Genomic DNA, 13,400 nt, shown 5'->3' on the forward strand with positions numbered 1-13,400 from the left:
CGGGTGGATCCGCCGGGATCGCAGTTGATCCTGTGGATAACCGCGGATCCACCCGTCCGTGTGTCAGCGTTCGCCGTGCCAGGAGTGCCACAGAGCGGCGTACGCACCCTGGGCGTCGACCAACTCGTCGTGGGCGCCCAGTTCGACGATCTTGCCGTCCTCGACGACCGCGATCACGTCCGCGTCGTGCGCTGTGTGCAGCCGATGCGCGATCGCCACCACGGTCCGACCCTCCAGAACGGTCGCCAACGACCGCTCCAAGTGCCTCGCCGCGCGCGGGTCCATCAACGAGGTCGCCTCGTCCAGGACCAGCGTGTGCGGGTCTGCGAGCACCAACCGAGCCAGAGCGACCTGCTGCGCCTGAGCCGGCGTCAGCGAGACCCCACCAGAGCCCACCTCGGTGTCCAGCCCGTCTTCGAAGCCGGCCACCCAACCATCGGCGTCGACCGAACGCAGTGCTGCCCACAGGTCGGTGTCCGTCGCGCCCTGCTTCGCCAACCTCAGGTTGTCGCGGACACTGCCCACGAACACGTGGTGCTCCTGGTTGACGAGGGCAACATGGCTGCGGACCTGCTCGGCAGACATCTGGTCCAGCGCCGCACCACCCAAGGTGATGTCACCGACGCGTGGCGAGTAGATGCCGGCCAGCAGTCGACCGAGCGTCGATTTCCCTGCACCAGAAGGCCCTACGAGCGCCACGCGCGCTCCCGGCTCGACCGTCAGCGTCACACCGTGCAGTACGTCGCGACCCTCGAGGTAGCCGAACCGCACATCGTCCGCCAGCACAGTCCGGCCGTCCGGCTCGGCATCGCCATCCGTCGCGGCAGTCTCCACCTCACGGACGCCGACCAGCCGCGCCAGCGACACCTGGGCCACCTGCAGCTCGTCGTACCAGCGGATCATCATGTTGACCGGCTCGACCAGCATCTGGATGTACAGCGCACCCGTGGTGAGTGCGCCGACAGTGATCCAGCCCTGGATGGCGAAACCGCCACCGATCACCAGCACGGCGGCCAGCGCGACCGTGTGGGTCATGTTGATCACCGGGAACAGGATCATCCGCAGGTAGAGCGTGTACCGCTCCCACGCGACCCACTGACCGATCCGGGTGTCACCGAGCTTGATCCGGCGGTCGCCGAGCCGGTGCGACTCCACGGTCCGGCCCGCGTCGACGGTCTCGGCCAGGGCGGACGCGACAGCGGCGTACCCGGCTGCCTCCGACCGGTAGCCGGATGGTGCGCGCCGGAAGTACCAGCGGCCGCCGATGATCAGGATCGGCGCGGCGATCACCACCGCCACAGCCAGCGGCGGCGAGGTGACGACCAGTGCACCGATCAGCAGACCGGCCCAGATCACAGCGATCGTCAGCTGCGGTACGGCGTCGCGCATGGCGTGCGACAGCCGGTCGATGTCGGTCGTGATCCGGGACAGCAGGTCACCGGTCCCGGCGCGCTCCAGCACGCCGGGCGGCAGCCCGACCGAGCGGACCAGGAAGTCCTCGCGCAGGTCCGCGAGCATCTCCTCGCCCATGACCGCCCCACGGAGCCGAGTCATCCGGACGAAGATCGTCTGGACGACCAGGGCGATGACGAAGCCGAGCACGACGTACGGGAGCTGCACATCGGTCTTGCCCTGCGAGAGCTTCTCGACGACGTTGCCGAGCAGCCAGGGCCCGACCATGCCGCTCAGCGCCGCCACTGCGTTGACCAGCGTGAGCCAGCCGAACGCACGGCGGTGCCGGCGGAACAGCATCTTCAGGTAGGCGCGCACAGTCGCGCTGCCTGCCACCGGGAGCCGCACTACTTCCTGCGGGGCTGCCGGGTCGTACAGAGGGCGCTTCACGCCAACTCCTCAACGGTTTGTTCGTCTTCACGGGTTACTGCGGCGCGGTACCGCGGGTTGGTGTGCAGCAGGTCGTGGTGCGTCCCGACCGCGTCGACGCGGCCGTCCGGCACGAACACCACTCGCTCCGCCCGGTCCAGCATCAGTGGGCTCGACGTGAACACCACAGTGGTCCGGCCGGCGCGCAGCAGCTGCAGACCGTCGGCGATGCGCGCCTCGGTGTGCGCGTCCACCGCACTGGTCGGCTCGTCGAGCACCAGCACCTGCGGGTCGACGTACAGCGAGCGAGCCAATGCCACGCGCTGCCGCTGGCCACCGGACAAGGAGCGTCCGCGCTCGGTCAGCACTGCGTTCATCGCGTCGGACTCACCACCAGGCAGCGTCTGCCGCAGTACGTCGAGAATGTCGGCGCACTGCGCGGCGTCGAGCGCTGTCTCCGGAGAGACCGCACCACTCGCCGGCACGTCGAACAGCTCGCGCACCGTCCCCGACAACAGCACGGGGTCCTTGTCCTGCACGAGTACGACGGTCCGCGCCGACTCCAGCGGGATGTCGTCCAGACCGACGCCGCCCAGCAGGACGGACGCCTCACCGTCAGCTGTCGGGCTGTGACCGCCCAACCGGTCGGCCAGCAGGCCACCGGCATCCGGGTCACCTGCGACGACCGCGGTGAAGCTGCCGGCCGGGACGTGCAGGCCGGTGACCGGGTCGAGCAGGTCACCCTGCGGCAGCTGCGCCTCGGCGGTGCCCTTGGTCTCGTCGGTCCGCTGCAGCGACAGCACCCGCGCGGCCCGGCGGGCCGACACCTTCGAGAAGATGAACGCGCTCGCGGTCTCCTCGAACGTGTGCAGCGGCACCAGCATGAACGTGATGAACCCGTACGTCGTGACGAGCTCGCCGACCGAGATCCGGCCCGACGTGACGAGCCGCACGCCCATCCAGACGACGACCACCAGGAACACTCCGAACAGCAGCACCTGCAGCGCCGCGATCAGCGACCACATCCGCGCGCTGCGGACCGCACTGCTCCTGTACTGCTGCGATGCCTCGCGGTAGCGCTCCAGGAAGAGCTGCTCGCCGCCGATGCCACGCAGTACGCGCAGACCGGCGACGGTGTCGGCAGCCAGCTCGGTGGCACGGCCGCCCTTGGCACGCTGCTCGTCGGCGCGACGCTCCGCGGGACCCATCAGCGGGACGATCGAGAACGCCAGCACCGGCACAGCGATGGCGACAACCAGGCCGAGCTGCGGCTCGTAGAACAGCAGGCCGATGACGACCGCGAAACAGGTCAGCAGCGCGGCGGCGAACCGGCCCAGCACCTCGACGAACCAGCCGATCTTCTCGACGTCGCCGCTGCTGACGGCGACAACCTCACCGGCGGCGATCCGGCGGGTCAGCAGGGAGCCCAGCTCTGCAGCCTTGCGCATGAGCAGCTGCTGCAGACGGGACGCAGTGCTGATCCAGTTCGTCACCACGGCGCGGTGGAAGAACGAGTCGGCGCCTGCCTTGGCCGCGCCGAAGGCCAGCAGCAGCCCACCGGCCAGCATCAGCTTGGGCCAGGACAGGTCGATCGCGGCCTGGACGGCCAGACCGACGGCAACCGGAGCGGCGGCGATACCGCCGAAGTAGACAAGCCCCCAGAAGACTGCGAGGGCTTGCCCGCGCAGCTGCTGGTGCTCCAGCCAGATGATGAGTCGGAGGCCGGAGCGGGTGTCCGGCACACCCGGGTCGGCGAATGGGATGAGGCGCAAAGACATGACGTCTCACAAACAGGCATAGAGGGATGAAAGAAGGCACCTGACCAGGCGAATAGATCAAGCCTAGGTGGCCCCGCCGACAGTCCGTCAAACCGTTTTCCCAGCCGGTAGTACAGTCTTCAAGCATGGACGGAGCCAGGTGGAGGATCTGACCCGCGGCCGGCGGTTGCTGGTGCTGGCGATCTGCTGTTCCAGCCTGTTCATCGTCGGCCTCGACTCGACGATCGTGAACCTGGCGCTGCCGGCGATCCGGTCCGAGTTCGGGGCCTCGGTCGCGAAGCTGCAGTGGACGATCGATGCGTACACGCTGGTGCTGGCGAGCCTGCTGATGGTGTCCGGGTCGACGGCGGACCGGGTCGGACGGCGGCGGACGTTCCAGGCCGGTCTGGTGCTCTTCGGGATCGGGTCGTTGCTGTGCGGGGTCGCGTCGAGCATCGACCTGCTGATCGCGTTCCGGGTGCTGCAGGCCGTCGGCGGGTCGATGCTGAACCCGGTGGCGATGTCGATCATCACCAACACGTTCACCAATCCACGCGAGCGCGCCCAGGCGATCGGCGTCTGGGGCGGCGTGGTCGGGCTGAGCATGGCGGTCGGACCCGTCGTCGGCGGTGCGCTGGTCGATGCGGCCGGGTGGCGGTTCATCTTCTGGATCAACGTGCCGGTGACGATTGCCGCCGTACTGATGACTGCGTTCTTCGTGCCGGAGTCTCGCGCGGCGGTCCCACGACGGATGGATCCGGTCGGGCGGGTGCTCGTCGTACTGCTACTTGGCGGGCTGACCTACGGGATCATCGAGGGCCGTTCGGCCGGGTGGGGCTCGCCGCTGATCATCGGGTGCTTCTTGGTGTGCGTATCGGCCGCGGTGACGCTGGTGTACTACGAACGCCGCCGGGAGGAGCCGCTGCTCGAACCGCGGTTCTTCCGGAGTGCGCCGTTCTCGGGAGCCACGCTGATTGCGGTGTGCGGGTTCTCGGCGCTGTCGGGGTTCCTGTTCCTCAACTCGCTCTATCTGCAGTCGGCACGTGGTTTCACGGCACTGCACGCCGGACTGCTGACGCTGCCGATGGCGGCGATGACTGTGGTGTTCGCACCGATCTCTGGCTGGCTGGTCGGCCACCGTGGTCCGCGCGTACCTCTAGTAGTCGCGGGGACGATGCTGACGGCGTCCGGGCTGATCCTGTCGCGGCTGGGGACCTCTACGTCCACCGTGCAGTTGCTGATCGGCTATCTGGTCTTCGGACTCGGCTTCGGCATGCTGAACGCACCCATCACCAACGCCGCCGTGTCTGGCATGCCCCGCTCCCAGGCCGGTGTCGCAGCAGCCATCGCCTCGACCAGCCGCCAGGTCGGCGCCTCACTGGGCGTCGCAATCGCTGGCACTGTGCTCACGGCCCGTCTGGTCGGCCCACTCGAAACAGGCTTCGTCGACGCCGCCAGGCTGTGCTGGTACATCATCGCCGGCTGTGGGGCGTTGGTCCTGATCCTCGGCCTCATCACGACCAGCGCCTGGGCTCGGCGTACTGCGGACGCTCTCGTCAAGGCTGGATGATGGCGGCGCGGGTCAGGGCCTTGAGGCGGCCGCGGAGGATCTTCTGGCGGCGCTCTTCGTCGGGGAACAAGGCCAGGTAAGCGGGGCCGTTTGCTGCGAGCAGGTCGTCGTCCAGCCGACGTACTGTCCCGGCTGGAGCCCTGTGGTTCATCGCGGTCTGGACTGCTTCGCTGTCGATGCCGGTCAGGTGCTCGGTGAGCTGCTCCTCGGTGGTGACGCCGAGGCGGTGCAGGATGCCGAGGATCCAGGCGTAGTGCGTGGTCTTGGCGTGCGGCGCGTCCGGGTAGCGCCGGGTCAGGTACGTCGTCAGCGTGCCGGTCGTCAGGTCCAGCGGGGCCTTGTCGTCCGCCGTGGCCGCCAGCTCGCGGTACAGCCGGTCGATCTCGGTGAACTCGTTGTCGGCCAGCTCCATCAGCGCAGCGGCGAGCAGGAAGCGCCGGTCGAACTCCGGCCTGCGGCCCGGCGGGATGTCCAGCTTGTACCTGATGTCGTGCTCGAACTCGGCCCACGCGTGCTGGACCGCCGTACGGACCTGGATCTCCATCACCAGGTTCTTCAGTACGGCGTACTCCGGCAGCTCGCGGCGGTGTGCGTTCAGCCGGACCAGATAGTGCTTGCTGGCGTATCCGAACACGCCCTGCGCCCGCGTGTGCGCGCCCATGTCGGTGTGCTCGACGATCTCGAACTCTTCCTCGATCACCTCGCACACCCGGTCCACCGCCTCGACCAGGAACGTGATCACCCGCGCCGCCACCAGGTCGGTGATCTGGTTCAGCGGATCGTCGTACTTCGGTCGGCTCGGATCGTCCGGATGCGGCTTCGACGCCTTCGCGAGGAACGACTCCGGGTCCTTGGCACGGGCGGTCGCGGTCAGGTAGTTGATGCCTTCTTCTTCACCGATCAGCTCGTTGATCAGCGCCTCGAGCTTGCGCGCGCCACCGACGTACTGCTGGTGCACCCGCTCGTACACCGCCCCCGCCTGCTCCGCCATGCCGGAACCCTAGGACATGTCCTGGTGGTCTTGCGGTCGCTCGTGGTGTCTACCGCTTTCTAGTCAATTTGCTAGAAAGTTGTAGAGAGTCCTCGCGACACGCTCTGGTTCTTGATTGGTCAATCTACGGAAAACGCTAGACGGGCTCATACAGTGAAAGCATGGATCCGATCCGGAATCCCTATGCGCCCGGCGCCGGCCAGCGGCCGCCTGAGCTGGCCGGACGCGACATCGAGGTGCGGCAGTTCGAGGTGGTCCTCGAGCGGGTCGCGGCAGGCAGACCGGAGCGGAGCCTCGTGCTCAGCGGACTCCGGGGCGTGGGTAAGACAGTGCTGCTCAACACGTTGCGTTCGCAGGCGATCAAGCGGGCCTGGGGCACCGGGAAGATCGAGGCACGGCCGGAGCAGAGCATCCGGCTGCCGATCGCGCAGGCGCTGCACACCGCGATGCGGGAGCTGGGCCATCGGCATCGCGACGATGAGCGGGTCGACCAGTTCAGCGCCGTACTGAAGGCTTTCGCGCTGCGGACCGGGGCGGAGGACCGGAAGGGGATCCGCTGGCATCCGCCGGTGGACGTGGCCGCGGCGAAGGGGCGGGCGGACTCCGGTGACCTCGAGATGGACCTGATCGAGCTCTTCACCGACGCTGCTGATCTGGCTGGTGACCTGTCTGTCGGGGTCGGGCTATTCATCGACGAGATGCAGGACATCAGCCCGGACGACCTGTCCGCGCTGTGCGCCGCTTGCCACGAGATCTCGCAGCAGAGCGCGCCGTTGGTTGTTGTGGGTGCCGGGCTGCCGCATCTGCCCGCCGTACTTTCGGCCAGCAAGTCGTACTCCGAGCGGCTGTTCCGGTATGTCCGCGTCGACCGGTTGGCGCGTGACGCGTGCGACCGCGCGCTGATGGTGCCGGCGGAGAGCGAAGGCGTCCAGTACGACGAGGAGGCGCTGGACGAGCTGTACGCCCAGACCGACGGCTACCCGTACTTCGTGCAGGCCTTCGCCCACTCCACCTGGGACCACGCGCCGACGTCACCCATCACCATCAAGGACGTCGCCGTAGCTGCTCCTGAAGCGTCTGCCGAGTTGACCGTCGGCTTCTTCGGCTCACGGTACGAACGCGCCACCCCGGCCGAACGCGAGTACATGCGCGCAATGGCCGAGCTCGGCATCGGCGTAGACGACGGCTCCGTCCCCACCGCCGAAGTAGCCAGCACCCTAAACCGCAAACCCCAGTCGCTGTCACCCGCCCGAGACGGCCTCATCAAGAAAGGCCTAGTCTTCTCCGCCGAACGAGGAACCGTAGCCTTCACCGTCCCCCACTTCGGAAAATTCCTCCGCACTCGTACGGCTTAACGGAACTGGGGTTTCGTGAGGGGGCAGGTAGTCGATAGGGTCGAGTGTCATGACCACCCGGCGGAGCGGCCAGCGTGCGGGCACGCGTGGGCGGCATAGTCGGCGGAAGTCGTATCGGGGGCAGTGGTTCGCGGTGACTGCCCTGGCGGTGCTGGGGACCGTGGTGGTGGCGCATCCGGATGTGGCGCATCGGGCCAGCCTTGCGGCTGAGGTGGTTGCGGGGGCCAACGAACCCGTGAGTGCGGCGCCGGTGGTCGAGACGCCCAGTGTGACGCCGACGCCGGTGGTGACCCCGACGCAGAAGTTCACCACCCCGTTGCGGCCGGCACCGACCTTGACGCGGAAGCCGAAGAACGCGAAGCCGAACGTGCTGGTGTCGACCGGGAAGCTTGCCGTCGTGCCTGGGTTCAACAAGGCGAGCGGCGTCCGCGACAAGCTCACCTACCGCGTCGAGATCGAGGAGGGGCTGTCGGTCAACGGAGCCGCTGTCGCCGCGGCGATCCACAAGACGCTCACGGACCCGCGCGGATGGCAGGCGCTGCACCCGGTGAGCTTCGAGCGGACCGACAAGGTCGACGCCGATCTCCGGATCATCCTCGCGACGCCGGCGCTGACCGACAAGCTGTGTCTGCCGCTCGACACCGGCGGTGAGGTGTCCTGCCGGGTCGAGGACCGCGTGGTGCTGAACGCGAAGCGGTGGATGTACGGGATCCCGTCGTACAACGGGAACGTCGAGCTGTACCGCAGCTACCTGGTCAACCATGAGGTCGGTCACGCGCTCGGGCACGGGCACTCGACCTGCACCAAGCCGAAGACCCCCGCGCCGGTGATGATGCAGCAGACCAAAGGCCTGGCAGGCTGTCTTCCGAACGCCTGGCCGACCATCAAGGCAACCTGAGAAACAGAGTGTCCCGCAAGCGAGCTACCTCACTTGCGGGACACTAGGTACGACGGGAGGGAGCAGCGAATGTCGTCACAGGACTTCCCGACGTACGGCCGGGGCGATCAGCCCCAGCAGCCCGAGCAGCAGCCCGGCGAAGAGCACCACTACCCCCCGCCCACCCCGTACGGCGGTGGCACGTACGGCACTGGCCGCGGCACTCCGCCGGTCGAAGGCCCGTACGCGCCGCCCCAGCCCTACGGCACCCCACCAGGTCAATACGGCGTCCCGCCGCACGCGCAGGCTGGTCCGCACCACGCCCAGCCGCCCAGCTACCGCCCCGGCATGCCGTACGGCGCTCCGTCGAGCCCCGAGCCGCACGAGCTCCCCGTGTACGGAAGGGAGCAGCCGCGCGACCCCCGTGCTGCCCGCGTCGTCGGTCTGGCCACTGTGATCGCCGGGTTCTACGGTCTGCTCGTCATCTCCGTCCAGCGGGTCTCGCTGCGCGACATCTCGCAGGCGCCGGGCTCACCGCTCAACCACCCGCTCCGCACCGACGTGATCGACGCGATCGGCCAACTGCTGCTCGTGGTCGTCGGGGCGGGCGCGCTGTTCATGTGGATCCGCGACGTACTCGCCCGCCGCAAGGCCGGCCGCCAGCCGGAGCCGGCTGAGCTGGTCGGACTCGGCCTGGTCGCGCTCTCCGCAGTACCGATCCTGGTCTGGCTGATCATGGTGCTGACCACCGGCCTGGGATCCATCGACGGCGCGGTCGACCGGCTGCCCACGGCGTACGGCTGGGGTGGTGCCGGTCTGCTGATCCTCGCGGTCGGTCTGTTCCTCGGGTACCGCGAACTGAAGCCCGACGTGCCCAACCCGGTCGTCCAGGGCCCACCGGTCAAGGCACCCTGGGAGTGAGCGCACCGGTCGTCCTGGTGCCCGGCCTGGGCCTCGGCCCCGAGTCGTACGCCCGGACCGTAGAGCATCTCGTCACGCCGTACCACGTGGTCACCTTGCCCGGGTACGGCGAACCGGCCGGTGCCCGCGAGGACCTGCACCCGCGCGCACTGGCAGTCGCCCTCGCCGAGAAGGTTCGCGGGCGCTCCGTCCTCGTCGGCCACTCCGCCAGCTGCCAGATCGTCGTCGAAACCGCAGTCAGGTACGCCGACCTCGCGCACGCCGTCGTACTTGTCGCGCCGGCAGGTGACGCCCGCATGTCCAGCTGGGTCGACCGTACGGTGCGCTGGCTGGGCTCCGCCGTACCGGACTCGCCCAAGCTGATCCGGACCGTGACCCCGCAGTACGCGCGGACGACGCTGCCGACGATCGCCCGCGCGGTTGAGGCCTCACGGCATCACGACCTGGCCGAAGTGATCTCGCAGGTCAAGGCACCGGTGTTCATCGTCCGCGGCAAGTACGACCTGCTCTCGACGGCGGAGTGGGTCCAGCGGCTCGCCGAGCTGAGCCACGGTGAGGCCCGGAGCTTCGCCACCGGCGCCCACATGCCGGTCGTCACCAACGGTCCGGAGCTCGCCGCTCTCATAGAACGAGCAGCCGCCCTGCCGGAAACTAGCTGACGCGTTAGACTCCAAAGCACAAACCTATGCGGGAGCTCGCACCGAAGACGCGCGGGCTGAGAGGGCGACAGCTTGGGTCGCCGACCGCCTGAACCTGACCGGGTAATGCCGGCGTAGGGATTGGGGTCACTCATGACCGATACCGCTGTTCGTCCTGCCAGCACCACTGAGGCGCCGCTGGTCCTCACCACCGATGCGCCGCGGACGCTCGGCTTCTTCGACCAGTTCACGCTGTGGGGCAACTTCGGCATCTCGCTGTTCGGCCCGGTGACCGGTGCGCTCGTGGCGGCGTACACGGGCTCGCTGTGGCAAGGGCTGCTCGCTGTCGTCGTCGGGTGCGGGATCGGGGCGCTCGTGCTGGGTGGCGCGGCCGTGTTCGGGTCGCACACCGGTGCGCCGGCGATGGCGAGCCTGCGGGGGCTGTTCGGCCGTCGCGGCTCGATTGCGCCGACCATTCTGAACATCGCGCAGAACGTCGGCTGGGCCACGATGGAGATCATCGTGATCTCGCAGGCCGCGGTCGCGGTGACGAGTGAACGCTGGCGCTGGCTGTTCGTCGTACTGGCCGGGATCATCGCGACGACGATGGCGGTCCGGCCGCTGGGCAGCGTGAAGATCCTGCGGAAGTTCATGGTGTGGCTGGTGCTGATCGCGTCGGTCTACCTGTTCGTGCAGGTGCTCAGCAAGCCGGTGCACGCTCTGCCGCAGGACAGCGTCTTCGGCTTCTGGCCGGCCGTCGACCTCGCCGCCGCGGGTGTCGTGTCCTTCGCCCCGCTGGCCGCCGACTACACGCGGCACTCGCGCACCAACAAGGCTGCGTTCGGTGGATCCGCACTCGGCTACGGCCTCGCAGCGATCGGGTACTACGCCCTCGGCGTCGTCGCAGTGGCCACATTGCAGACCAACAGCGACGACGTGATCACCGCACTGGTCACCCTGCCCGCCGGTGCGATCGCACTGTTCGTACTGCTGGTGGACGAGGTCGACGAGGCGTACGCGAACGTCTACTCGACCACGATGGCCGCGCACAACCTGGTCGGCCACATCGACCGCCGGTGGATCTCGGTCGCGATCGGCGTGCTCGCCACCGGGATCGCGCTGATGGTTGACCTAGGCAACTACACACAGTTCCTGTACCTGATCGGCTCGGTCTTCATCCCGTTGTTCGCGGTCGCGATCGCCGACTTCTTCGTTGTCAGCAAGATGAACTGGGACGTGTCCGGTACGGCGAAGTTCCGTTGGCAACCGACGCTCGCGTGGCTGATCGGATTCGTCGCGTACCAGCTGGTCAACCCGGGCACTGTCGCAGGCTGGTCGCCGTTCTGGACCGACGTACAGCAGGCCGTCTTCAACAACCACCCGGTCCCGACCTGGCTCGGCGCGACGTACACGTCGATCGTCATCTCGATGCTGGCCGCGATTCTCCTCGGCCGGATAGGCCGCCGACAGACTGCCTGAACAGATTGCAGGTCAGTCGCGTGGTCCCGGCGTACGGCCGGCGAGGTGACCGACGTACTCGCGTACTTCAGGAAAGGCAGGGCCCTGGTCACTGACCCGGAGTAACCGGAATACTTGCGGCATGCTGAATTCCGCACTGCGCAGCCGGGCCGAGTACGCGGAGCTGGGGGCCGACGGGTTGGCCGCGCGTACGACGCCTGAGCGGGACGCGCTGATCGTCAAGGCCGTCGAGGAGCTGCTGGACGGCAAGGAGTCGGTGCTCGACCTGTGCTGCGGGTACGGGCGGGTCGCGTTGCCGTTGCGTAAGGCCGGGAAGGTCGTCCGCGGGCTCGACATCTCGCCGAACCTGATCGAGGCCGGCCAGGCGAAGGCGGCCGAGGAGGAGCTCGCGATCGACTGGGCGATCGGCTCGATGACCGATCTGCCGTACAAGTGGGACTCGTTCGACGCGGTGATCTGCCTGTGGACGGCGTTCCACGAGCTGTTCGCCGAGGACGAGCAGATCTCCACGATCTGCGAGATCTCCCGGGTGCTGAAGCCGGGCGGGATCGCGATCATCGAGGGCCCGGCCTGGGGACCGGCGACCGCGGCCGAGATCGCGAACGGGATGCGGCAGGGGCCGGAGCACCGGATCGTCACGACCGAGTTCAGCGACAACCGCAGCGGTGTGCACTTCATCCACGACGAGATCAGCTACGGGCGCCTCTGCGCGGCCGCCGGAATCGACGACTACAAGGTCTACAAACGTGACTGGGGCGGACGTCGCCGGCTGATCCTCGAGATCCACCAGCCCGCAACTGACTGACACGTCAGGAGGAGCAGATCCCCACTCCACATTGGGGACCTGCTCCTTGTTTTACCGAGTCTAAAACCGTTCCGGGCAATTCCGGAAAACTCAGCTTTTTGCTTCGAGATTCAGCAAGAATCGTTTGGCGTCCAGCCCGCCGGCGTACCCGGTGAGGGCTCCGTTCGCACCCACGACCCGGTGGCACGGCAGGACGACGCAGACCGGGTTCGCGCCCAGCGCCGTACCGACCGCACGGGCCGCCTTGGGCTTGTCGATGTCGGCGGCAACAGTTCCGTACGTCGTCGTCGCGCCGTACGACGTGTGCGTCGGCAGATCCGTGAGGACGAGCCGCTGGAACGGCGTCGCCAGCGCGAGGTCCACCTCGAGGTCGAAGGTCTGACGGCTGCCGGCGAGGTATTCGTCGAGCTGTCGTCGTACGTCGTCCAGCGGGCGGGCCTGCCGGAGTACGCGCGGGGACACGGCCCGGGCGAGGCGGGTGGTCATCGTCTCCTCGTCGCCGAACGAGCTGGCGACGACGCGGCCGTGGGCGATCGCGAGCAGCATCGTCCCGATCGGGGTGTCGTGCAGCGTGTAGGCGACGTCGGCGTCCGGAAGAACGGGTGGTTCGAGGTCGGGCATGGCGAGCCGGGTCAGCCGGCTCTCGAGATCAGTCATCATCTACTCCGAGTTTGCTGCGCAGGGTCGCGAGCGCGTCGCTGACGAGCCGGCGCGATGCGGCGGGCGTGGTGTCCAGAGCGGCGGCCACGCCGTGGTGGTCCAGGTCGCCGACGTATTTGAGCGTGACCGCGAAGCGTTGCCGCTCCGGGAGCTCGTTGACCGCCCGCCAGAGGTCGGGGTCCGGCCAGGCGGCGGCGTCCGGGCCCTCGACTGTCACCGGCGGCGCCTCGTCCAGCGGGCGCTGCGGTTTCCGCGCCCGGTGTACGTCGGTCGCGCACCGGGCCGTGATGGTGAGGAGCCAGCTGCGCAGGTTCTTCGCCGACGTCAGCGCCGGGTACGCCGCGTACGCCTTCTCCCAGGCGCGTTGCGCCGCGTCGTCGCCGTCCACCGGCCCGGCCATCGCCCGCGCCAGCCGGGCAACGTCGCGCCAGTGCGCGTCGATCAGCGCCTGGAACGGCGGCAGCTCGACCTTCTCCCGAGTCATCACGACAGTAGAACGCACGCAGCGGCCCGCGTGTGAGGGTGG

12 protein-coding genes and 1 riboswitch are annotated in these 13,400 nt (G+C 68.2%); of the genes, 7 read left to right on the forward strand and 5 right to left on the reverse strand.

Features of this window, described 5'->3' with window-relative positions; translation table 11 throughout:
- Nucleotides 1-63: 63 nt before the first annotated feature.
- On the reverse strand, nucleotides 64-1,842 hold the full coding sequence (locus EV645_RS20670; protein ID WP_130445612.1) for an ABC transporter ATP-binding protein: 1,779 nt from the start codon (nucleotides 1,840-1,842) through the stop codon (nucleotides 64-66).
- A complete protein-coding gene (locus tag EV645_RS20675; RefSeq protein ID WP_130445613.1) occupies nucleotides 1,839-3,599 on the reverse strand; it encodes an ABC transporter transmembrane domain-containing protein in 1,761 nt (586 codons plus the stop codon). Before EV645_RS20675 ends, EV645_RS20670 begins: the two co-directional genes overlap by 4 nt.
- A gap of 139 nt (nucleotides 3,600-3,738) precedes the next feature.
- Here EV645_RS20675 and EV645_RS20680 point away from each other — a divergent pair, with 139 nt between their 5' ends.
- Nucleotides 3,739-5,148 carry an MFS transporter gene (locus tag EV645_RS20680; protein WP_130445614.1) on the forward strand — a complete coding sequence of 470 codons (1,410 nt, stop codon included), beginning with the start codon at nucleotides 3,739-3,741 and terminating at the stop codon, nucleotides 5,146-5,148.
- Here the strand turns inward: EV645_RS20680 and EV645_RS20685 are convergent.
- On the reverse strand, nucleotides 5,135-6,139 hold the full coding sequence (locus EV645_RS20685) for a GTP pyrophosphokinase (protein WP_130445615.1): 1,005 nt from the start codon (nucleotides 6,137-6,139) through the stop codon (nucleotides 5,135-5,137). The two genes, EV645_RS20680 and EV645_RS20685, sit on opposite strands and share 14 nt — an antisense overlap.
- Nucleotides 6,140-6,300: 161 nt before the next feature.
- Here EV645_RS20685 and EV645_RS20690 point away from each other — a divergent pair, with 161 nt between their 5' ends.
- The 6 genes from EV645_RS20690 to EV645_RS20715 all read left to right on the forward strand — a co-directional run bounded on the left by EV645_RS20690 (nucleotide 6,301) and on the right by EV645_RS20715 (nucleotide 12,214).
- Nucleotides 6,301-7,494, forward strand: coding sequence for an ATP-binding protein (locus tag EV645_RS20690; protein WP_130445616.1), 1,194 nt, complete (start codon nucleotides 6,301-6,303; stop codon nucleotides 7,492-7,494).
- A 49-nt stretch (nucleotides 7,495-7,543) separates the two neighbouring features.
- The gene (locus EV645_RS20695; RefSeq protein WP_130445617.1) at nucleotides 7,544-8,392 is read left to right on the forward strand and encodes a DUF3152 domain-containing protein; all 849 of its coding nucleotides are present in this window, start codon (nucleotides 7,544-7,546) and stop codon (nucleotides 8,390-8,392) included.
- Between the two features lie 69 nt (nucleotides 8,393-8,461).
- Nucleotides 8,462-9,292, forward strand: a complete 831-nt coding sequence (locus EV645_RS20700) for a hypothetical protein (RefSeq protein WP_130445618.1) — start codon at nucleotides 8,462-8,464, stop codon at nucleotides 9,290-9,292.
- Nucleotides 9,289-9,951, forward strand: a complete 663-nt coding sequence (locus EV645_RS20705; RefSeq protein ID WP_130445619.1) for an alpha/beta fold hydrolase — start codon at nucleotides 9,289-9,291, stop codon at nucleotides 9,949-9,951. Before EV645_RS20700 ends, EV645_RS20705 begins: the two co-directional genes overlap by 4 nt.
- A gap of 18 nt (nucleotides 9,952-9,969) precedes the next feature.
- Nucleotides 9,970-10,088, forward strand: a riboswitch (TPP riboswitch).
- Nucleotides 10,084-11,409, forward strand: a complete 1,326-nt coding sequence (locus tag EV645_RS20710; protein WP_130445620.1) for a purine-cytosine permease family protein — start codon at nucleotides 10,084-10,086, stop codon at nucleotides 11,407-11,409. (Overlaps the previous riboswitch by 5 nt.)
- A gap of 121 nt (nucleotides 11,410-11,530) precedes the next feature.
- Nucleotides 11,531-12,214, forward strand: a complete 684-nt coding sequence (locus tag EV645_RS20715) for a class I SAM-dependent methyltransferase (RefSeq protein WP_130445621.1) — start codon at nucleotides 11,531-11,533, stop codon at nucleotides 12,212-12,214.
- Nucleotides 12,215-12,304: 90 nt separating this feature from the next.
- Here the strand turns inward: EV645_RS20715 and EV645_RS20720 are convergent, their stop codons facing one another.
- Nucleotides 12,305-12,871, reverse strand: coding sequence for a methylated-DNA--[protein]-cysteine S-methyltransferase (locus EV645_RS20720; RefSeq protein ID WP_130445622.1), 567 nt, complete (start codon nucleotides 12,869-12,871; stop codon nucleotides 12,305-12,307).
- On the reverse strand, nucleotides 12,864-13,358 hold the full coding sequence (locus EV645_RS20725) for an RNA polymerase sigma factor (RefSeq protein ID WP_130445623.1): 495 nt from the start codon (nucleotides 13,356-13,358) through the stop codon (nucleotides 12,864-12,866). Before EV645_RS20725 ends, EV645_RS20720 begins: the two co-directional genes overlap by 8 nt.
- Between the last annotated feature and the right edge of the window lie 42 nt (nucleotides 13,359-13,400).

Origin of the sequence: Kribbella rubisoli, from assembly GCF_004217145.1 — a bacterium.
Classification (GTDB): domain Bacteria; phylum Actinomycetota; class Actinomycetes; order Propionibacteriales; family Kribbellaceae; genus Kribbella; species Kribbella rubisoli.

Coding starts and splice junctions, on each gene's coding strand:
- EV645_RS20720 (WP_130445622.1), bottom strand. CDS start 12,871: ATGACTGATCTCGAGAGCCGGCTGACCCGGCTCGCCATGCCCGACCTC.
- EV645_RS20685 (WP_130445615.1), bottom strand. CDS start 6,139: ATGGCGGAGCAGGCGGGGGCGGTGTACGAGCGGGTGCACCAGCAGTAC.
- EV645_RS20715 (WP_130445621.1), top strand. CDS start 11,531: ATGCTGAATTCCGCACTGCGCAGCCGGGCCGAGTACGCGGAGCTGGGG.
- EV645_RS20710 (WP_130445620.1), top strand. CDS start 10,084: ATGACCGATACCGCTGTTCGTCCTGCCAGCACCACTGAGGCGCCGCTG.
- EV645_RS20725 (WP_130445623.1), bottom strand. CDS start 13,358: ATGACTCGGGAGAAGGTCGAGCTGCCGCCGTTCCAGGCGCTGATCGAC.
- EV645_RS20695 (WP_130445617.1), top strand. CDS start 7,544: ATGACCACCCGGCGGAGCGGCCAGCGTGCGGGCACGCGTGGGCGGCAT.
- EV645_RS20700 (WP_130445618.1), top strand. CDS start 8,462: ATGTCGTCACAGGACTTCCCGACGTACGGCCGGGGCGATCAGCCCCAG.
- EV645_RS20690 (WP_130445616.1), top strand. CDS start 6,301: ATGGATCCGATCCGGAATCCCTATGCGCCCGGCGCCGGCCAGCGGCCG.
- EV645_RS20675 (WP_130445613.1), bottom strand. CDS start 3,599: ATGTCTTTGCGCCTCATCCCATTCGCCGACCCGGGTGTGCCGGACACC.